This is a genomic window from Pontibacter actiniarum (assembly GCF_003585765.1).
GTDB classification, from domain to species: Bacteria; Bacteroidota; Bacteroidia; order Cytophagales; family Hymenobacteraceae; genus Pontibacter; species Pontibacter actiniarum.
On record NZ_CP021235.1, the window covers coordinates 3,062,872 to 3,083,496 of the forward strand.

Annotated in this window: 20 protein-coding genes; 12 read left to right on the plus strand and 8 right to left on the minus strand. The window is 53.2% G+C overall.

The genetic code is table 11. The features are described from left to right. Window positions 1-93 precede the first annotated feature (93 nt). From CA264_RS13185 to CA264_RS13210, 6 genes are all read left to right on the plus strand, one after another. Window positions 94-732: a fasciclin domain-containing protein gene (locus tag CA264_RS13185; RefSeq protein WP_025607807.1), complete on the plus strand. Its 639-nt coding sequence runs from the start codon at window positions 94-96 to the stop codon at window positions 730-732. Window positions 733-857: 125 nt separating this feature from the next. After that, window positions 858-1,550, plus strand: coding sequence for a fasciclin domain-containing protein (locus CA264_RS13190; RefSeq protein WP_025607809.1), 693 nt, complete (start codon window positions 858-860; stop codon window positions 1,548-1,550). 123 nt (window positions 1,551-1,673) lie between these two features. Continuing rightward, window positions 1,674-2,327, plus strand: a complete 654-nt coding sequence (locus CA264_RS13195) for a fasciclin domain-containing protein (protein ID WP_025607810.1) — start codon at window positions 1,674-1,676, stop codon at window positions 2,325-2,327. Between the two features lie 140 nt (window positions 2,328-2,467). Then, a complete protein-coding gene (locus CA264_RS13200; protein ID WP_025607811.1) occupies window positions 2,468-2,998 on the plus strand; it encodes a hypothetical protein in 531 nt (176 codons plus the stop codon). A gap of 382 nt (window positions 2,999-3,380) precedes the next feature. Beyond that, window positions 3,381-3,812, plus strand: coding sequence for a response regulator (locus CA264_RS13205; RefSeq protein ID WP_025607812.1), 432 nt, complete (start codon window positions 3,381-3,383; stop codon window positions 3,810-3,812). Between the two features lie 52 nt (window positions 3,813-3,864). Next, window positions 3,865-4,470: a DUF4142 domain-containing protein gene (locus tag CA264_RS13210; protein WP_084196227.1), complete on the plus strand. Its 606-nt coding sequence runs from the start codon at window positions 3,865-3,867 to the stop codon at window positions 4,468-4,470. Between the two features lie 69 nt (window positions 4,471-4,539). Here CA264_RS13210 and CA264_RS13215 read toward each other — a convergent pair whose 3' ends face one another. After that, complete coding sequence (locus tag CA264_RS13215; RefSeq protein ID WP_025607815.1) at window positions 4,540-5,091, minus strand: arylesterase; 552 nt, start codon at window positions 5,089-5,091, stop codon at window positions 4,540-4,542. 112 nt (window positions 5,092-5,203) lie between these two features. After that, window positions 5,204-5,656 (minus strand): PA2169 family four-helix-bundle protein, encoded by a 453-nt coding sequence (locus tag CA264_RS13220; RefSeq protein ID WP_025607817.1) that lies wholly within the window; start codon window positions 5,654-5,656, stop codon window positions 5,204-5,206. A gap of 237 nt (window positions 5,657-5,893) precedes the next feature. Here CA264_RS13220 and CA264_RS13225 point away from each other — a divergent pair, with 237 nt between their 5' ends. After that, window positions 5,894-7,996, plus strand: a complete 2,103-nt coding sequence (locus CA264_RS13225) for a carboxy terminal-processing peptidase (RefSeq protein WP_025607818.1) — start codon at window positions 5,894-5,896, stop codon at window positions 7,994-7,996. 94 nt (window positions 7,997-8,090) lie between these two features. Then, window positions 8,091-9,824 (plus strand): gamma-glutamyltransferase, encoded by a 1,734-nt coding sequence (gene ggt / locus CA264_RS13230; protein ID WP_025607819.1) that lies wholly within the window; start codon window positions 8,091-8,093, stop codon window positions 9,822-9,824. A 14-nt stretch (window positions 9,825-9,838) separates the two neighbouring features. Here the strand turns inward: ggt and CA264_RS13235 are convergent, their stop codons facing one another. Together CA264_RS13235 and CA264_RS13240 are read right to left on the minus strand one after the other, a co-directional pair. After that, on the minus strand, window positions 9,839-10,237 hold the full coding sequence (locus CA264_RS13235; RefSeq protein ID WP_237151118.1) for a hypothetical protein: 399 nt from the start codon (window positions 10,235-10,237) through the stop codon (window positions 9,839-9,841). 134 nt (window positions 10,238-10,371) lie between these two features. Beyond that, window positions 10,372-13,857 carry a T9SS-dependent choice-of-anchor J family protein gene (locus CA264_RS13240; protein ID WP_084196228.1) on the minus strand — a complete coding sequence of 1,162 codons (3,486 nt, stop codon included), beginning with the start codon at window positions 13,855-13,857 and terminating at the stop codon, window positions 10,372-10,374. A gap of 413 nt (window positions 13,858-14,270) precedes the next feature. Between CA264_RS13240 and CA264_RS13245 the strand changes: the two genes are divergently transcribed. Both CA264_RS13245 and lysS read left to right on the plus strand, forming a co-directional pair. Beyond that, window positions 14,271-15,299 (plus strand): hypothetical protein, encoded by a 1,029-nt coding sequence (locus CA264_RS13245; RefSeq protein ID WP_025607823.1) that lies wholly within the window; start codon window positions 14,271-14,273, stop codon window positions 15,297-15,299. Window positions 15,300-15,567: 268 nt separating this feature from the next. Beyond that, window positions 15,568-17,112, plus strand: coding sequence for a lysine--tRNA ligase (lysS, locus tag CA264_RS13250; RefSeq protein ID WP_025607824.1), 1,545 nt, complete (start codon window positions 15,568-15,570; stop codon window positions 17,110-17,112). 74 nt (window positions 17,113-17,186) lie between these two features. On the opposite strand, the gene CA264_RS13255 is transcribed toward lysS, so the two are convergent. From CA264_RS13255 to CA264_RS13265, 3 genes are all read right to left on the minus strand, one after another. Next, complete coding sequence (locus CA264_RS13255) at window positions 17,187-17,648, minus strand: YtxH domain-containing protein (protein WP_211233399.1); 462 nt, start codon at window positions 17,646-17,648, stop codon at window positions 17,187-17,189. 243 nt (window positions 17,649-17,891) lie between these two features. After that, window positions 17,892-18,230, minus strand: coding sequence for a YtxH domain-containing protein (locus CA264_RS13260; protein WP_025607826.1), 339 nt, complete (start codon window positions 18,228-18,230; stop codon window positions 17,892-17,894). A 153-nt stretch (window positions 18,231-18,383) separates the two neighbouring features. Further along, a complete protein-coding gene (locus tag CA264_RS13265; RefSeq protein WP_025607827.1) occupies window positions 18,384-18,803 on the minus strand; it encodes a CsbD family protein in 420 nt (139 codons plus the stop codon). 183 nt (window positions 18,804-18,986) lie between these two features. On the opposite strand from CA264_RS13265, the gene CA264_RS13270 reads away from it, so the two are divergent. Together CA264_RS13270 and CA264_RS13275 are read left to right on the plus strand one after the other, a co-directional pair. Continuing rightward, window positions 18,987-19,223 (plus strand): Kazal-type serine protease inhibitor domain-containing protein, encoded by a 237-nt coding sequence (locus tag CA264_RS13270; protein ID WP_025607829.1) that lies wholly within the window; start codon window positions 18,987-18,989, stop codon window positions 19,221-19,223. A gap of 31 nt (window positions 19,224-19,254) precedes the next feature. Then, the gene (locus CA264_RS13275) at window positions 19,255-19,626 is read left to right on the plus strand and encodes a cupin domain-containing protein (protein WP_025607831.1); all 372 of its coding nucleotides are present in this window, start codon (window positions 19,255-19,257) and stop codon (window positions 19,624-19,626) included. Between the two features lie 115 nt (window positions 19,627-19,741). On the opposite strand, the gene CA264_RS13280 is transcribed toward CA264_RS13275, so the two are convergent. Continuing rightward, on the minus strand, window positions 19,742-20,554 hold the full coding sequence (locus tag CA264_RS13280) for an enoyl-ACP reductase FabI (RefSeq protein WP_025607832.1): 813 nt from the start codon (window positions 20,552-20,554) through the stop codon (window positions 19,742-19,744). Window positions 20,555-20,625: the final 71 nt, after the last annotated feature.

Consider the following 20,625-nt stretch of genomic DNA (forward strand, 5'->3'; position numbering starts at 1 on the left):
ATAAATTAACTGAAAGCTATGAAAAAGAGAATGATAATACCTGTAGCTCTTGCCGCTAGTATGCTAGTTGGCTGCGCGAGCTCAAACGATAGTATGAATGACACCACCGCCATGGACGACAACATGACCATGAGCGAAACACAGACAATGGCCGGTGACACCGAAACCACCTATGACTATGATGTAGTGGCCGACCCGTCTGACACCTACACCGAGATCTTCCAAAACGCTAATGACCCGCAGGAGTACGATGAAATGTTTGACGACATCGACGACACGGAGAAATATGATGTAATGACGCTGGTAAGGAGAAACCCGAACCTGACGACATTCGTGAAACTGATCGAGAAAGCTGACCTGGTAAACGACCTGCAGCGCGTAGATAGGTTTACCCTCTTCGTACCTACCAACGAGGCATTTGCCAAGGTACCGAAAGAGAAGCTGGAAATGCTGCTAATGCCCGATAACAAAGCACAGCTGATGCAGGTGCTGCAGGCGCATGTGCTGCCGACCGAGGTTTCCTCGCTACAGTTAGAGGACAACTCGCGTATCCAGATGACGGATGACAGCTACATTCCTGTTGAAACCGATATGAACGGAACAGTGATCACCGTAGGCGGTGCCCAGATCGTGCGTAACGACATTGAGGCGGCCAACGGTACCATCCATGTAATCGACAACGTGATCCTGCCAAGCGAGGATACCCGTGAAGATGACGTGATAGGTTACTAACCGTACCATGCAATAGACCTTGAAGGCTCTCTTTTCGAAAGAGAGCCTTCTTTCTTTTAGGCACTTCCGTATAAGGGGTAACCTCTGCTTATGAAGAACCAGATATCAACTAAAAGAAACAAGCTATGAAGAAGTTAACGATGAAGCCCCTGGCCCTACTAGCTCTTGCCGCCGGCCTTTACGGCTGCGCCAGCTCAGAGGGAATCAACGAAGACACCACCGTCATGGAGGACACCTCCATGAGCGAAACACAGACCATGGCAGGCGATACCGACCTGACCGACGAGAACGAGGCCGGGGTCTATGCCGAAACGGCGACAGACGTAGCAGCCGCCAGCGAGATAGACTACAGCGAGATGTTCTCTACCGTGGAGAACACCGAGCAGTATGACCTGGTGTCGCTGGCGAAAATGGACCCGAACCTTACCACGTTCGTTATGCTGGTGGAGCAGGCGGGGCTGGCCAATGAGCTGATGCAGGGGGAGGCGTTCACGGTGTTTGCGCCCACCAACTCCGCCTTTGCCGTACTTCCGCAGGACTCGCTGAACATGCTCATGAAGCCGGAGAACAAAGCTCAGCTTATAAAGGTGCTGCAGGCGCATGTGTTACCTACAAAGGTAGGCTCCGCCAGCTTTAACAGCAGCCAGCGCATTGAGACAGGCGGAGGCGAGCATGTATCCGTTGAGGTGGACGATAACAGCTCCTACATCGCCGTGGGCGGCGCCAGGGTCGTAAAGCCGGACGTAGAGGCCTCCAACGGCTACATTCACGTGGTGGACAAGATCATTACCCCGACAGAGGATGTCGGGCGCTACTAAACCAAGGCAAAAAGGTTCTTCCACTACAAGGAAGAACCTTTTTGCTTTTTACCGCAGAAATATAGCAACGCTAACATTTTACGGCAAAATCAGTTAAAACACTTACACCAAACACAATAGACTATGAAAAAAGCGAAGATATGTACCGCTGCTCTTGCGGCAGCAACCCTCCTGTGGGGCTGTGCCGGCTCCGACACCAATACGGCCGTAAACAGCGGCGACGGTACCGTGAGCGAATCAGTGGAGCAGCGCATCACCAACGACAAGCCCGGCTCCCAGGCCCCCATGGACCCGGACACGGACATGTCTGCGGAGGACACGAACAACAGCAACATCTCCGCCGACAACCAGGCAGGGCGCGATATGAACATAGTGGCCCTGGTGCAGCAGCACCCTGACCTCTCCACTTTTCTGGAGCTGATACAGGCCGCCGATATGGTTACCGTGCTGGAGAGCCCCGCCCCTTACACCGTTTTTGCACCAACCAACCAGGCCTTCGCAGCGCTGCCCGCCGGAACCGTGGAGGCCCTGAAGCAGCCGGGGAACAAGATGGAGCTACGCCGCATCCTGCAGGCCCACGTGCTGCCGAACCGCATTACCACCAACGAAATGCAGCCCAACATGCCCATGAAGACCGCGCAGGGAGAGCAACTGGTCGTGACGCGGCAGGGGCAGAACATTAAAGTGGGCGAGGCGATGATCGTCGCCCCGGACGTGGAGGCCTCCAACGGGGTGGTGCATGTAGTAAACCAGGTGCTGCTTCCGCCCAAAAAGTAAGGCATAAAACAGCACTACAGGCTTGCCTGCGCCTCTTACGTAACTCGCAAGGCAGCAAACCCGTTAAAACAACAAAGTACGGATGATGCTATTCGGCACTGAGTGACTTTTACGAACTATAAAATATAATAACAAAAGCTATGGTAAACAGAACAGATGATGCGGGAATGATGACCGCTATGTTTAGAGACAGAGAAAGTGCAGAGCGTGCGTACAATGAACTGCGCGCACGCGGATACGATAAAGACGATATCAATGTAATCATGTCTGATGAGGCCCGCAAGCGCCACTTCGACGACGATGCCGAGGAAACTGAGCTTGGCAACAAGTCGCTGGAGGGTACTGGTGCCGGTTCGGCAATCGGCGGTACGCTCGGTGCGATTGTTGGCGCCGTGGCGGCAATCGGTACTTCGGTAGCCATTCCGGGCCTTGGCCTGGTGGTAGCCGGTCCGCTGGCGGCTGGTTTAGCCGGTGCGGGTGCAGGTGGCCTGACAGGTGGCCTGATCGGTGCGTTGATCGGTGCCGGTATTCCGGAGGAGCGTGCCAAAGTATACGAAACAGGTATCAAGGAAGGCAACATCGTGCTTGGCTTTAAGCCGCACTCTGCCGAGGATGCACGTTACTTTGAGACTCACTTCCAGAAACACAGAGGTGAGCACATTTACTATTAACAGCTACTGAAAGTAGAAAATAGGTATTTGATAAAGGATATCCCGGTGCTTGGTTGCACCGGGATATCTTGTTTTTACCCAGTTGTACTTTCCTGTTATAACTCTCTTCCCCTCTCTCCTGCCCCGGCTCTTAAGCCTGCCTTTTCCTCTAAAGAAGTGACTCGGATCACTTGCTATTAGAAAATTTTTACTTATTATTGAATTATGTAAAAGGATTATTAAAAGGTTATGTAGGCTGTTACACATGCCTGCCTAACTGGCTATAATCTTAAATAGCCCCTTGTGTACCTTCAAAAACATGAGCGTCAGGCTATTTGGCACTATTTCTGTGCCTGCAGGAGAATGCGCCTGCACATAAAGAACCCCTTAAGCGGAAAAACCAATGTATAAACTGAACCACATCCTCATTATTGACGATGATCAGATAAACAATTTATTTTCTCAGATTATACTGGAGGATGCCGATGTGAGTAATCTGGTATCCACCTGCCACAGTGTGCCGGAGGCCCTGGACTTCCTCCGCTCCGCCGAAACAGACTCCGAGACTATTTTCCCGGATATGATCCTGCTGGATATCAGCATGCCTTCGCTGGACGGTTTTGACTTCCTGGACCGCTACTACGCCCTGGGCTACAACGAGCGCCACCGCACGTTCATTTCCATGTTCACCTCCTCCGAAGAGCAGGAGCATGTAAACCGGGTAGAGCAGTACGACGTGGTGGTTGGTTTTATCAACAAGCCGCTGTCGCTCCCTACCCTCCACGCTATCCTGGCGCTGCAGGCCAGCAACCGTACAGAAAACAATTTCGAGTAGTTTCGTATGCTAAGGGACAAACTTTTGTTTTATCTCAAACGCATTATAAACTATGAGAAATACCATGATAGCCGTGTGGTGTATGGCGTTTACCCTTACGCTTGCCTCCTGCGACTCCGGCTCTAACAACGAAAGCGCAACAGAGGCAAACGGTACAGCCAGTGTAGCAGGCACCGACACCTCCATCACCGAAGAAAACAAAAAGCTATTGGCCTTTGCCGCCCGCAACAACATGCTCCAGATCGAGCTGGGCAAAATGGCGGTGGCACAGGGCGCTACAGATAACGTGAAGTCCTACGGGCAGGACCTGGTGGAGTGGTACACCAACAAGCAGCAGGAGCTGCAGGAACTGGCCCAGCAGTATAATGTAAGCCTGCCGCAGCAACTGGAAAGCGAGCAGACCGAGCACCTGCAGGAGATACGCGAAGCCGATGCCAACGAGTTTGACGAGGAGTACTGGGAGAGCGTGACCAAAGCCCAGAAAGAAGCCATTGACGAGTATGACGATGAGCTGAACAAGGTAACGGAGGCTGACGCCAGCGCCTTTACTTTGTGGGCCCGTAACACCCTGAAGGAGCTGCACGCGCAGCTGGAGCAGGCCGAGGCAAACCAACTGGAACTTAAGAACCGCGATGCCGGCATTACAGAGAGCATATAACCGCTTGGTACAAGTATAAAAAAGCGTGCGGCCAGGGAAAGTCCTGGCCGCACGCTTTTTTTAATGCCCCTACAGCAACTCTTTCAGTTTGCTCCAGGTATGCTGGGCCAGCAGCTTCTGCCCCTCTGCGTTTGGGTGCACCCCGTCCGGCAGGTTCAGCTGCCGGTTGCCGGCCACCCCCTCCAGCAGAAACGGGATAAAGTGTACGTTGTTCTCCAGCGCCAGCTCCCGGAATAGCTTGCGGAACTCTGCAGCGTAGCGACCGGGCACGATGTCTGGTATCTCCATGCCGGAAAGTATAATTTTCACCTCCGGGCATTTGTTCCGCACTTTGCTGATGATTTCCTGCAGGTTCTGGCTGGTTTCGCGGGTGGGAATGCCTCTCAGCCCGTCGTTTGCGCCCAAAGCAAGTATAAAAATGTCGATCGGCTCGTTCACCCACCGGTCGATGCGGTGGGTGCCGCCGGCGGTGGTGTCGCCGCTGAGGCCGCCGTTCAGCACCTTGTATGCGGTGTATCCCTCCTGCTTCAGCCGCTCCTGTATCAGACTGGGGTATGCCTGAGAGGCGGGTAGGCCGTAGCCGGCCGTCAGGCTGTCACCAAATATGAGTATGTTCTTCATCGTTGCACCTCCTGCCCTGTAGCCTTTGCCGGGCCTTGGGCTGTTCTCATTCTTAAGCAAAAACAAAGAGGGTTACCTGTGGCAACCCTCTCTCTGGTTCTGTTGATTGGTTTTAGTCAGCCGACTCTTTCATCTGGCGCAGGCGCTCGCAGGTAGCCAGAGAGGCTTGTTTCTGCTTTTCTACCATCTGCACTACGTTCTGCGGCAGCTCGCCTCTGTGGTCCAGGGCATCGTTATAGGCCTTCTGCGCCCACTCCTCGCCTGTCAGGTTTGATTTGATCACAGCCTCTTCGTCGCTGCCTGTGATGGATGATTTCACGTCCATCCAACCGCGGAAGATCTTACCCTTCGCCGTGGTGCTGTTCTGGGTGCTTCCGCCCATGCTGCTGATAGAGCTGTTGATCTCGTTCGAGAAGTTCTGGCTCTGGTTGATCAAGTCTTTGTAGTAGGAGGCGTGCGCCGGGTCTTTGGTTACGCTGGCGGCATGCTTGTATCCTTCTATTCTATCGTTTACGAACTGGTTCAGCTCCTGTAAAACATCTACTGCTTTTTCACTGTTATTCATAGCTTTCGTATTTTAGTTTATAGTAACTTATAGTATCGGAAACGAAAAAAAAGGCCCATAAGTTATAATATCGCAGGCTTTGTCCCGTATGCTATACTTTAAGGCATTGTGCTGCAGCTTGGTGCCCGGCGTGGCTATGATATGACTTTTTTTTCTTATACATTACGATTCATTGCCCCGTGGCTATAAGCGGCACCACTTTTGCGATATAACCTATAGTTCAACCTACATAAATAGATGCTATCATTGACAACCCGTTTTAAAATCATACTGTCGGTATTGGCTGTCATCCTAGTGACAGGCTCTTTTATTCTCTATAAGCGCGACAACACGCCGGAGGGGAAGAACGAGATCCTGATCAAAGCCTTGATGCAGGGCCTTAGTACCGGCCACTACCAACCAGAGAAAGTAGACGACAGCTTTTCGAAGAAAGTATTTAAGCTTTACCTGGAGCGCCTGGACTACAACAAGAAGTTCCTGCTGGCGACAGACGTAGAGAAAATGCGCCAGTACGAAACTGCCATCGACGACGAGCTGCGCCAAGGCTCCTTCCAGTTTTTTGATATGTCTGCCGATATCTACGAGCAGCGCGTAAAAGACTCGGAAGCCTACTACAAGGACATCCTGAGCAAGCCTTTCAACTTCTCCGACAACGAGGAGATTGAGCTGGACGGCGAGAAGCTGACCTACGCAAAAAACCCTGCTGAGCTGAAAGAGGCATGGCGCAAGCAACTGAAGTACCAGACGCTGGTGCGCCTGGTAGACATGCAGGAGGAGCAGCAGAAGAAAATAGAGAAAGGCGAGAAAGTAGAGCAGAAGTCGTTTGAGCAGATGGAGAAAGAGGCGCGTGAGAAGGTGATGAAGACCTACAGCGACCTGTACAAGCGCCTTGCCAAGATCAACCGCGAAGACCACCGCTCTACCTACATCAACGCCATCACCAACGTATATGACCCGCATACCGGTTACTTCCCGCCAAAGGCCAAAGCTGATTTCGATATCAACTTCACAGGCCGCTTGGAAGGCATCGGAGCCTCGCTGCAGGAGAAAGACGGGCAGATAAAGGTACTGGAGATTGTTCCGGGTAGCCCCTCCTACTTGCAGGGTGACCTGAAGCCCGGTGATGCCATCCAGAAGGTTGGCCAGGGTGCCGAAGACCCTATTCTGGTAGAAGGCATGCGCCTGGACGACGCCATCCAGTACATCCGTGGTAAAAAAGGCACAGAGGTGCGCCTGACGGTGAAAAAGCCGGACGGCTCTATCAAGATCATCCCGATCGTGCGCGATGTGATCGTGTTTGAAGAAACGTACGCACAGTCTGCCCTGATCGAAGACAAAGAGAAAATCGGTTACATTAAGCTGCCCGGCTTCTACGCCGACTTCGAGAACAAGAACGGACGCTTCAGCGGAGCCGATGTGAAGAAGGAAGTGGAGAAGCTGAAAAAGGCCGGTATGGAAGGCCTGATCCTGGACCTCCGCAACAACGGTGGCGGCTCTTTGGCTGATGCCGTGGAAATGGCCGGTCTGTTCATTGAGCAGGGCCCGATCGTGCAGGTAAAAACAGCCTCCGGCAAAGCCGTAGTGCTTGACGACCGCGACACGCAGGTGCAGTACGGCGGTCCGCTCGTGATCCTGGTTAACTCCAACAGTGCCTCAGCCTCAGAGATTCTGGCTGCCGCCATGCAGGACTATAAGCGCGCCGTGATTGTAGGTAGCCCTACGTTTGGCAAAGGTACCGTGCAGCAGTTCTTTGAGCTGGACGAGGCCCTGCCAGCGCAGTTTAACGCCTACAAACCGTTTGGTGCCCTGAAGCTGACCACACAAAAGTTCTACCGTATTAACGGCGGCACCACACAGTTGCGCGGCGTAACGCCAGACGTGGTTCTTCCGGATGCCTATGCTTACCTGGAGTTTGGAGAGAAGGAGCAGGATTTCCCGCTTCCGTTTGATGAGATCTCCCCGGCCAAGTATAAGCCATGGAATAAAATAAACCTGGCACAGGTTAAGTCGCACAGCCAGCAGCGCATTGCCCACAACAACAGCTTTGAGCTGATCCAGCAAGCGGCGGAGCGCCTGAAGAAGCAGTCGGACAATACGACCCGCTCACTGCAGCTCGACAAGTATAAGGCTGAGCAGCAAAAGGCAGAGGCCGAAGCTAAGCGCCTGGAGGAGGCTCAGAAAGAAGTACCGGTGCTTAACGTGCATCGCCTGCAGCAGGACCTGCAAGCCCTGGGCGGCGACACGGCCAAAGTTGCCCGCAACAAAGAGTTTATTAAGGACCTGAAACAGGACGTGTATGTGGAAGAGGCAGTAGCCATTATCCAGAACGACCTGAAGTAAGCAGGAACCCCACACTTACCTACAGAAACGCCAGCTACCAAAATAGCTGGCGTTTTTTTATATTACCCTCTCAAACCTCAAAAAACAGATACACATGCGCTTACACTTACCCCGAAAAGCCAACCTACAGGCATGGCTGCTGTTCATTACGCTGCTCCCCTCTCTCCTCAGCAGCTGCACCACCAGCTCCCAAAAGGAGACCCAACGTAGCGAACGCGGTTTTACGGCACAGAAAGCCATGGTTGTCTCGGCTCACCCTGAGGCCTCACGCATCGGCATGGAAATTATGCAGAAGGGCGGGAACGCCTACGATGCGGCGGTGGCAACGCAGTTTGCACTGGCTGTAGCCTTTCCGGTGGCGGGCAACATTGGGGGCGGTGGCTTTATGGTGTACCGCAGCGCAACTGGCCAGACCGGTGCCCTCGATTACAGAGAGACGGCGCCCGGGGCGGCGGTAGAAACCATGTACCAGGATAGCGCAGGCAACGTAATAGATGGCCTAAGCACCGACAGCCACCTGGCTGTGGGCGTGCCTGGCGCTGTGGACGGCATGGTGAAGGTGCACGAAAAGCTGGGGTCTTTACCCTGGGAAGACCTGGTGCAGCCGGCCATTGACCTGGCCAGGAATGGCGTGGTGCTGACACAGAAGGAGGCTGATGGGCTGAACGACGCCAAAGAGGCCTTCCTTGAAAACAACAAGCACGTACCGTACCTCGTGCGCGACAACACTTGGCAGGCGGGTGACACACTGCGCCACCCGGACCTTGCCCGCACATTGGAGCGCATCCGCGACAAGGGCCGCGCAGGTTTCTATGCCGGTGAAACGGCCGACCTGCTGGTAGAGGAAATGAAGCGCGGCGGAGGCATTATTTCACACCGCGACCTGGAAAACTACTCCTCGGTTTGGCGTCAGCCGGTGACCGGCACCTACAAAGGCTACAAGGTCATCTCCATGGCACCGCCCTCGAGTGGCGGTGTGGCGCTGCTTCAGCTGCTGCAGATGGTGGCTCCCTACAACCTGCAGGAGTACGGCTGGCAGAGCACCAAAGCCGTGCAGGCCATGACGGAGGCTGAGCGCCGCGTGTATGCCGACCGTGCCACCTACCTCGGTGATCCTGATTTTGTAAAAGTACCGGTACAGGAGTTGCTCGACAAAGCCTACCTGGAGGAGCGCATGAGCAGCATGAGCTTTGCGCAGGCCACGCCATCCTCAGCCATCAAAGCGGGCGCGCTGCCAGTGTATGAGTCCGACCAAACCACTCACTTCAGTATTGTGGACCCTGCCGGCAACGCCGTTTCCATTACCACCACGCTAAACGGTGGCTACGGCTCCAAAGTAGTGGTGGAGGGTGCCGGTTTCCTGCTAAACAACGAAATGGACGACTTTAGCGCCAAACCGGGCGTACCCAACATGTTTGGGCTGGTGGGAGGCAAGGCCAACGCCATACAGCCCGACAAGCGCATGCTCAGCTCCATGACCCCAACTATTCTGGAGAAAGACGGCAAGCTATACATGGTAGTTGGCACACCGGGCGGCTCCACCATTATCACCTCAGTGTTCCAGACCATCTTAAACGTGCTGGAGCACGACATGACGATGCAGCAAGCGGTGGCGGCGCCGCGCTTCCACCACCAGTGGCTCCCGGATGAAATACAGCATGAGCCAGCCGCGATACCAGCCGGGGTACGTTCAGAACTGGAAAGCAAAGGCTATAAATTACACGAGCGTGGCACTTTTGGCCGGGTAGATGCGATTCTGGTGCTACCGAATGGCAGCCTAGAAGCCGGCGCCGACCCGCGTGGCGACGATGCCGCAGCAGGCTTCTAGGCCGCTCGGTTTGCTTATACTTCCTGCTGTTTCCTTTTCCGGATAAAACCGGCCACATACACGCCCACCGCGGCGGCACTTGTTAAGGTCATAAGCCCGAATACGCCAGCCCTGCGCTGCCGTACTTCGGGCTTAAACTTTTGCTTAGCTGCTTCGGATGGGGCAATCGCTTTGGAGAAGAGCACTCCCGTCATAACACCCAACAAGGCCGTAACGCCTACTGCCGCATGCGCCACTGCTTTATCGCCGGATTTAACGCCCGGGCTCAGGAGCAGTAAGGCGCCTCCCGCCGCAGGCGGTATAAGCGCGGTCTTCGGTCGGTTCTCGTTCAGGAAGTAGCTGGTAAGGCCGGCTCCGATCAGCACGGCGGCATGTGTGTTATTGGCTATGTCAGGTCTGTCTGCAATGTTCATGTCTGGTATAAGTTTTATACTTGGTTTACCGCCTGCAGCCCCACGAGGTTATACTTTAGGCACAGGTAAAAAACAAAGGGGGCCTGCCGCAGCAGCGGCAGGCCCCCTTTCGGTTTGGTGTAAACTAAAACCGGTTATTTCTTCAGCATTCTGCTTACGAACACCTCTTTACCGGCGTTTACCTTCAGCACATACAGGCCTTGCTGTAAGCTGGCCACCTGGCTGTTCAGCACTTGCTGCACCCCCTGCAACGATCCGTTGGCAGAGAACAGCATACGCCCTTCCAGGCTGTACACAACCAGGTTTACGTTCTGCAGCGTTGCCACACGCTCCGGCAGCGATAGCCTTACATAATCCTGCACCGGGTTCGGGTACACGCGGAACTGGCCTTTTGTAGCGTCTGCTATACCAGTCGGGGTAGCGTCGTTATCCTCTATTGTTAGGGTAAAGGTACGCTGCTCTCCTACAGCCACCTCAGCGCCTGCGTTGTAGATGTAGAACTGCACCTGCTCCTGCTCCTCTTTCTGCGTGTCATCCACAAGCTGCACCTCAAAGGCAGCAGAGGTAACGCCAGCTGGTATTGTGAGCGTGATGGCGCCTTCGCTTGCGGCTGGTGCCGTGGTGTAGTCCTCAGCAGTGGCATTAGCGCCCTCCTGTACCTTTATCACTACCGTTTGCGCAGTAGCCTGTGCGGCTGAAAGCGTCAGGTTCACGTTAAACTTAACAGCGTCCTCTACCTTCGTAACCGCGGCCTCTGTGAAGGAAACCACCGGCGTTCCCGAGATGTTGAAGCGCGCCATAACCGGTACGTGATCGGAGGTAGTGCTTCTAAAGTTAGGGATGCTGGTCAGGACTTCGTTTCTGATAGAGATAGAGTTGGCAATATACTCATCGGCCAACTCATCTGAAATGATGATGTGGTCCAGGAAGCTCTGGAATGAGCTGGAAGCATACGTAAAGCCACCGGCTACGCTCAGGTCATAGGTAAGCGCTTTGTAGTTCTCATCGTCTACAAACATTTTGTAGGACGAGCCTGGCGCGCCTGGCACCACCGACTCATCCACGTCATCGTTGTAGTCGCCCAGGATAATCAGGTTTGCATCGGCGTACTGCGCATCCAGCGAGTCCTTCAGCACCTGTACATCATACTTGCGTCTGTTGTACTGCGTAATATCGTCGCCGCTGTTCGCTTTCGCATGGATGTTGATCACGTTGATAGACTGCTTCACGCCTCCAATGCTCACCTCAAACTCCACCATGTACGGCAAACGGCCGCTTGCCCAGAAGGACGAGCTGTTGGCAGGGTAATCAGGTAACGTCACGGTGCCTGCCTTGATGTCTGCATAGAGCTTAGACAGCAGCAGTTTCTCTCTCTTAACCTTTATCATCTCCGGTTTGTAGAGGAAGCCGGGCTGCTGAGCCCCACCTGAGTTCATGTCCTCGTAGTTGTACCCGAGCTCCTGTGCCAGCTGCTTTACTTTCTCCAGGTCAACCAGCTCCTGCAGGGCAATAATCTCAGGGTCCAGGCTCTCGATTACTTTCTTGGCATTGTCGTACTGCAACTGATCGTCAGATGGGCCGTTGCTTGGAGATCCAAACCACTCCAGGTTCCATGTCACCACATCCAGGGTGTTGTTGTACACAACGGAAGAGCCCTGCAGTACGCCTCGCTCTTCGCTTAACGCTGTGCCGCTTGTAAAGGTGATCGCTCCTGAGAAGTTGTCGGAGGCGGTAGGTTTAAAGCGCACATACACGGTGTTCTCGTTGGCCGCCTCAGCAGGTGTGTAGGTCAGCGACTGCCCGAAAGCAGCGTTGTCTTTGGACAGCTCAAAGCCTGCAGGCACAGTCAGCACCACGTTGTCTTCATAGCCCTGCGCACTGAAAGTGAAAGTCTCCGCCTCTGATGTGTTGCCCTCGGTTACCGTACCAAAATTAACATTCAGGTTATCTGCTGTCAGGAAGTTGGAAACGTTTTCTATTCTGAAGTTATCCAGCGTCCAGCGCGATGCAGCAGTAGCAGTAGAAGTATAGATAAAAGCAACGTGTGTGTTGGCTGACTTGTAAGCGCTCAGGTTGATGTTTTCCAGTTGCTTCCAGGCGTCAGTGTTGTCGGCTTCCAGCGTCAGCAGGTCTGCCCATGTAGCATCCGCAGGTGAGCCAGTGCCCGAATAGTCGGTTGATACTCTTACCTGCAAGCCCGCACCGTTATACTTTGTGTGGTACTCCATAAACAGCAGCGGGATGTTCAGTTCTGCCAGGTTAAGTGCCGGGGAAATTAGCCAGTCTTCGTTTAGCTGTGCACCGCCGTTAAAGCCGTTCATCCGCACGCCGAAGGTACCGTTGCCGTTTTCATCATTTTTACCAAACTCGGAGCAGGCCCAGGCTTCACCTCCGGTTACGCTGTACTGTGTCCAGCCACCGGAGAGTATAACGCTGCCATCCGGGCAGTCATTAAAGTTCTCTACCAGTGGGTTTGTTGACGGTGCACTTGGCTCCTGCGTAGCGAAGCTCCAGCTATTGCCAAAGATTTGGTCGATTCCGTTTCCGGCGATATCTGTAAAGGCACCTTGGTCCACTGTTACTCTGTAAAACTGACCTGGCTCTAAGCCTGCATCAACTGTAACCTTCCTGCCGTTGATTGTTACTTTCGTGGCATCCGTAGCGTCTATGGTATAGTTGTTTCCTTGGCTCTCCACCTCAACGGTGATCAGCTTTCCTTCAACGGCGGCAGCTATGTTTTCATCAAAGGTGATGACAAGCGGCGCGTTTACGAGCACGTTGGTTGATCCCGTCTCCGGAGACACGCTCACTAACGCAGGGGCTGTTTCATCGGCTGGGGGAGGTGTATCGGAAGCTGGCGTTACAGCAGCCCATGTTGTTCCGACGCGAACCTCATCTATAAGTACATTCGGAGTAGCAGAGCCATTTCTAAATGCTATGGCACCAAAGGCGTTAGGAGCTGAGGCGCTGCTGCTGTTAGTCACTCCACCTGATGGCTCATCGCCCCCTAAGTTGGCAGGGTTAACCCATAGAGTAGCGATATCATTTTCGCCACTATTCATGTCATACTTTACAACCACAAGGTAAGTAGTACCGAAGCTCAGGTCCTGCTCATACTCGGTTTGGTTACTTCCTGTACCCGAAGTGTTCTGTATTCCTAACCTAAAGCTTGTGCCGGAGTCAACCTGTTTGATATGAAGGCGCCCGAACAAACTGCTGACACCAGTTGCTCCGGAAGTAGCAGCAAAGTGCATAAAGTAGTCAAAAGAGCTACTGAGCTTTGTGTTGTCCTCCACATTGATCAATGCTGAGAAGTAAGCTACTTCTGTACCAGTTGGCAGGCTCAGCGCAGCGTTGGCATCCTGTGAGGCTGCAGAACCGGACAGATATACTTTATTGCCTACCGAAGGCTGCAAACCTGGATAAAAAAGGCTGCCTTCGCTCAAAGCAATGACTCCGTTCCCGCTGTGAAGCGTCCAGCCGTTGGAGCTGCTTACACCTCCAATTTCACCGGAACCGTTAAAAGGGTCATAGAACGTCTGCCCCAGCGCATCGCCGCTACCCAACAGGGCACAGCCAGCTACTACAACAGCTCCAAGCTTTTGTAAATGTTTAATCATAATTGTTTTGGGTTGAATTGATTTTGATAGGGTTGGTTGATACGCACAGGGGCCTCTGCTACAGCTAATGGTAAACGACTCCAAGTATAAAGGCTCCTGAACATATCATACAAAGCTACAAAGGTTTACAATATTATATGTTAACAATATATAAAGAAGCTATTAGGTGCAATTTATACAAACAAATCCTGCCAGATTCCTTTGTATAGTTCAATTAACATACTGCATTTTGCAGCCCTTAAACCGGTAAGCTTCCGTGGGTTTCCGTCAGGATTTTGCAGTAACTCACAAACTGCAACCGGCTTTTTAAATCACATCACAAAACATTGATTATCAAACTATTAAAACAGATAAAAACCTCACAAAAAAGCCCATTTTTGCAACTGATGCCGCCTCACATTTGTTGATAATGTATGAGAGAGAAAGAAGAAGACAAGGTGGTTTCGATGTTCCCGGAGGAGGAGCAGAACCAGGAAAAAGTATGGCAGAAATCCATACCTGCCCAAGTATTCCTGAATTACTTTTTCGCGATAAATTACCATATACAGCATAGCAGTGACAATGGCCTGGAGCAGCTCACGCTCCTGCAGGAGGAAAAGCCCGAGCTAAGCGAGCAGGACCTGGAGGATATAAAACGGCTGCTGCTGAACAGCTGGAGCACGGAATATGCCTTGCGCTCTACCGCAGAGCTGGGCGACGAGGCCTACATGCGCAATGCCCTGCACTGGACCTTTCCGCAGGCGTACTATGCCGTGTTCGCCGGTCTGCAGGCCTTCCTGCACACGCGGGGCGTGAAGACGAACAACGAGGCCTGGGTGCTGCGCGAAGCAGGGCGCCTGGTTGTGAAGAACATGTACCCGCGGGCCATCGGCTTTTATGCCGCCGGGCACTACGATGACTTTAATGTGCGCCGCCTGCCCCTGGCGCATTACAAGCCGGCCCTGCAAATTGCGGGCAAAGAGCTGGAGGCGCAGGCACAGATAGGGCAGTTTCTGCGCACCACGCGCCGCCAGAAGGCAAAGGCAGTGCGGCAGCAGGTACAGGCAAACCCCTCCACGGCCATCCGCAGCAGCAGAAGCGGCGAGGTACTGCAAAAGTTCGGACCGCAGCACTGGCAGCAGCTAACCTGGCGCATGGGCTATACCACCCTGTTTGACTTGCTGTCGCGGCTGCGCATTTCGTCTTCGCACCGCGAGGTTGAGCGCTTTGTACAGGCCGCTATCGACTTTAAGCTGTTTCATGAGTCGCTTCTTGAAATTGTCAGTTACCTGAATGGCATCCACGAGTGCTATGTGGCACAGGCCATGGGGCTCGGCAACTACAGCAAATTTGTGCGGGAGCTTCCCAAGCACCTGCGTGGCTCTTTTGCAGAGGTAAGGCTGCAAAAGCAGATTATACCGCTGCTCGGCAACGAAGACTACGAGCTCGACCAGGCCGCCTAAATTCACTTTCCTGTTTTCGGGCTCCTGCAGGCGTTTGCTTGCAGGAGCTTTTTTATGCTTGGGCCTGGCGTAAAAATACACTTACAGCACTTCACCATTAGTTTAGGCTGCCGTTGTGCCAAACCGGCGGCACCTCTCCCCTTCTTCTCTCCCAAAACGAGCCCCGGCAATTTAACTGCCCAACAAATCGGTGATTGCCTTTAAAAGCTGCCGAATATTTAGCAATTTTGCAGTTTGATAAGAAGCAACCATTTAGTACATAAATCGCATGCAACTAAGCGAACAGGAACTGCGCAGACGCCATGAGCGCGAAGAGCTGGAGAAAATGGGCATCAACCCATATCCATCTGAAACTTTTGATGTTACGGCCACGGCCAAAGAGATAAAGGAGAACTTCGATAAGGAGAAGAACAACTACCAGGAAGTAAGCCTGGCAGGCCGCCTGATGAGCCGCCGCATTATGGGCAAGGCATCTTTTGCGGAGCTGATGGACAGCACAGGCCGCATCCAGATCTACGTGTCACGCGATGACATTGCTCCGGGCGAGAACAAGGACCTGTATAACACCGTATTCAAGAAGATGCTGGATATCGGTGACTTCATCGGTATCAAGGGCTATGCATTCGTAACGCAGGTGGGAGAGATCTCAGTGCACGTAACAGAGCTGAAAGTGCTGACGAAATCGCTGCGCCCGCTGCCAATCGTGAAGCGCGAGGTAGACGAGAACGGTGTGGAGCATGTGTACGACGCGTTCAGCGACCCTGAGCTGCGCTACCGTCAGCGCTACGTAGACCTGGTGGTGAACCCGCACGTGCGCGAAACATTCCGTAAGCGTACGCAGCTGGTAAACTCTATGCGCCAGTTCCTGGGCGGCAAAGGCTACCTCGAAGTAGAGACGCCGATCCTGCAGCCGCTGTATGGCGGTGCGGCAGCGCGCCCGTTCAAAACGCACCACAACACGCTGGACATGACGCTGTACCTGCGTATTGCCAATGAGCTGTACCTGAAGCGCCTAATCGTAGGTGGCTTCGACGGGGTGTTCGAATTTGCCAAAGATTTCCGTAACGAAGGCATGAGCCGCTTCCATAACCCGGAGTTTACGCAGGTGGAGCTGTATGTAGCCTACAAAGACTATAACTGGATGATGGACCTGGTAGAGGAAATGGTGGAGAAAGTAGCCATTGACCTGCACGGTACTACAGAAGTGAAAGTGGGTGATAACGTGATCAACTTCCAGCGCCCCTGGAAGCGTTTCACCATGTTTGAGGCCATTAAGCACTTCACCAAGATCGACATCTCTGAGATGGAAGAGCCGGAGCTTCGCCAAACGGCAGAGAAGCTGGGCATTCATGTAGACCCGACCATGGCCAAAGGCAAGCTGATCGACGAGATCTTCGGCGAGACCTGCGAACCGTACCTGATCCAGCCAACTTTCATCACGGACTACCCGGTAGAGATGAGCCCGCTGGCCAAGAAGCACCGCGACAAGCCAGGTCTGGTAGAGCGCTTTGAGGCCATCTGCAACGGCAAAGAGATTTGTAATGCCTTCTCTGAGCTAAACGACCCGATTGACCAGCGCGCCCGCTTTGAGGAGCAGCTGGAGCTGGGCAAACGTGGTGACACAGAGGCCATGGTGCTGGATGAGGACTTCCTGCGCGCCCTGGAGTACGGCATGCCGCCAACAGCAGGCCTGGGTATCGGCATCGACCGCCTGAGCATGATCATGACCAACTCGCACTCTATCCAGGATGTACTGTTCTTCCCGCAGATGAAACCGGAGAAGCAGGACAAGAAAGAAGAGGAGAAAAAATAAGCTCCCTGGGCATAAAAAGCAAAAGCGCCTGCTATCTGATAGCAGGCGCTTTTGCTTTTTATGTAGGTTGCCTTTTATACGCCGGGCGTGTTTCTGGCTGTATTTGTCATGTTTCTATCTTCCTGGGCATCCCATTTATTCGTGTCGGTGTATGGGCTCTTTTGCTTCTCGCCTTGCAGGTTCGGGGCCTGGTTCACATGTGCGTCCGTTTTGCTCCCCTTCATCTTGCTCGTCCAGTCGTTTACTTTGCCCCTGGTGCTGCTGTAGCCTTTGTTTACCTGGTCGCCCAGCTTAGACGCCTGCTCCGACACTTTCTTGCGCATTGATTCGCCTTTTTCCGGGGCAAGCAGCATACCGGCGATTACGCCCGCCGCAGCGCCTACAGCCAGCCCTGCGATTACCTGGCCCCCTCCGCTGCTCTTGCTCTTCTTGCTTTTGTAGTCTGTTCCCTGCTGTCTTATCTGGCGCACAGAAGACACCGTGTTGTAGTTCGATTTGTTCTCGCCAAGAGAGCGGCATTCCATATGTGTTCTCATAGTTAAATTCTGTTATGGTTATTGGTTCTGATAAAAAGCCACACAAACAAGCGGGGCCACATATTTTATAACGCGAATGAACAATTTAGGTTAACCAGCGCGTCAAAAGCACAAAAGCGCCTGCTCTTCTTCAAGAGCAGGCGCGTCCGCCGGTGCACAAAACCTCCTCAGCAAGCAGTGGCGTTAAGGCCCCTGCTTCGGTTAGAGTGTCACCTGTTTATCTTTCTGGCTTGGCTGCCTCTGTTAAGCGTTGCCGCCTGTAGCGCTGGAGCCAGTGCTAGAAGAGCCCGCACCAGTGCTGCCGGTGTTGCTTTGTGAAGCACCGCCGGCGTTATTGCCTCCGTTGGCAGAGTTGCCCCCTTGCTCAGAGGACTTGCCGAACGTGTCGCCGCTCATTTTCTTAATCTCTTCCAGGCCGTCCTGCAGGTTCTTCTCCAGGTCTTTACTCATTTTACCGGCCCATTTTTTAAAGCTGCTTCTTGTAGCCTCTCCAGTATCTGGTGCCATCAGCAAGCCTGCTATCACACCGGCACTGGCGCCTGCGAGCATCGCCAGCAGTACCTTTCCGCTATTGTCTTTCATAGTCGTTTATTTTATACTTTGTATCTGTTTATCAGTATGTGTTTTAATAACGGCTAACTGTAGCATTAAGTTATACCTATACAACAGAATTCAATTATAGCAGCTACAGAACCGCTATAACGGCGCGGCCGACGCGCCCAGCCAGAACCTTGGCTACTTTTTATTGAGGTCAGAGATCATGCGCACAATCTCGTCCTTTGTTTTGCCGAGCTTGCGCTGGAGGCGGTCATACAGTTCGTTTTCACCTCCTTGGCTGTACTCTAAGTCTTCCTCTGTCAGGTCATCGTAGTTGCGGCGCAGCTGGCTCTTCACATCGTCCCAGGAGCCGTGCATCACCAGTTGCTCGTCCTCGGCACCTGCCGTGCCTCCTGTTCTGCGCGCCTTCAGGTTTGCAGTCCAGCGCTTCACGTTGTTGTTTACGTCGTCTCCGGCTTTATTGAGTTGGCGCATTACCTCCTCGCGCGCCTCACGGCCATTGGTTGGCGCTAACAGCAGCCCGGCCACAATACCGGCACCAATGCCGCCTAGTGTCGCCAAAAGAATCTTGCCGCTGTCCTTATCCATCTTATCCATAGTTGTTCGGGTTTATCTGATTTTGCTTTATGTTTCGCACTGTAGGAGATTGCAGGCCAAAGGCACAAACTCCGTTTTTATTCTCTAATTTTGTGCTTCAAAGTACATACGGCTAGCGTTCTTACAGGTTAGTACCTGCACCTACTTATGCCGTATACACACATATTTAACTGTTTCTATACTATGAAAAAGATCCTTAGCGCTGCGTTAGCGCTTTCCCTGGCAGGCCTTTCCGCCTGCGCAAACAAGCCGCAGCAGAGCACCTGCATCGACCCCGCAAAGGTTAACCCGGATGCAATCTGCACCATGCAGTACGAACCCGTTTGCGGCTGCGACGGCCAGACCTACAGCAACCCTTGCATGGCCGAAAAAGCCGGCGTTACCTCCTATACCCAGGGCGCCTGCGCCGGGCAGGAATAGCCAATCTTAGAGACACTAGAACACGCATGCTATGAGTGAGAAAAAATATTTTAAGCAAACCAAGCCGTTCCGTGTGCCCACCACCGACGGCAAACTGATAGAGGAGCACTTTGGCCACGCCTCCACGCAAACCGGGCAGTTCAGCGTGGCCCACATGGTGGCCCCTCCGCACTGGAGCGAACCGCACCAAACCCCGGCTTTCGATGAGATCACCATCGTAACGCGGGGCAAGAAGCAGATTGAGATAGACGGGGAGACCGTGGAGGTAGGCGCCGGAGAGTCCATACTTATCAAAGCGGGTGCCCGCATCCGGTACGCTAACCCGTTCGACGAAGAGACAGAATACTGGTCTATCTGCATTCCGGCCTTTGACATCAACTCCGTGAACCGGGAAGAGGAATAGACTCGGCGGCTGAAAAAAGACACTGATTCCTAAAAACAGCGCGGCCTCTGCTACTATAGCAGAGGCCGCGCTGTTTTTAGGGTATAAGCCCCTGCAAGAGAGGCTCCATTTAAGCTTACTTAGAAATCATGTCCACGATATCCTCTGAAATACCCATGAAAGAGAATCCTCCATCGTGCATCAGGTTCTGCATCGTAACCATGCGGGTAAGGTCTGAGAACAGCGTGATGGTATAATCTGCACAGGCCTCCGCTGAAGCGTTGCCCAGCGGCGACATTTTATCGGCATAGTCATAGAAGGCATCGAAGCCGCCCACACCTGTACCGGCTGTTGTTTTAGTAGGAGATTGTGAGATGGTGTTTACGCGCACATTCTTCAGCTTACCGAAGCGGTAACCGTAGTTACGGGCAATAGACTCCAGCACAGCCTTCGCATGCGACATGTCCGTATAATCCGGGAACACGCGCTGCGCCGCAATGTAGGATAGCGCTACGATAGAGCCCCACTCGTTCATGGCATCCTGCTTCTCCGCTACCTGCATCACCTTGTGGAAAGACAAAGCCGAGATGTCCAGCGTTTTCTGGAACCAATCGTAGTTCAGGTCGCCGTAGGCTTTGCCTTTGCGGATGTTCGGGCTTGAGCCGATAGAGTGCAGCACAAAGTCGATCTTTCCGCCAAGTATTTCCTGCGCCTTTGTGAAAAGGTTCTCCAGGTCCTCTACCGACGTCGCATCAGCAGGAATAATCTCCGCATTGCACTGCTCTGCCAACTTGTTGATCTCACCCATACGCATGGCGATTGGAGCGTTTGTCAACACAAACTCCGCTCCCTCTTCCTTGGCACGCAGGGCAACTTTCCAGGCGATTGATTTTTCGTCCAGAGCACCGAAAATAATTCCTTTCTTTCCTTTTAGCAGATTATAAGCCATCTCTCTATAATTTGATTGTTCGTTGCATAAACATCGATTCCGGCACCCCCGGAAACGAAGCAGCAATATAG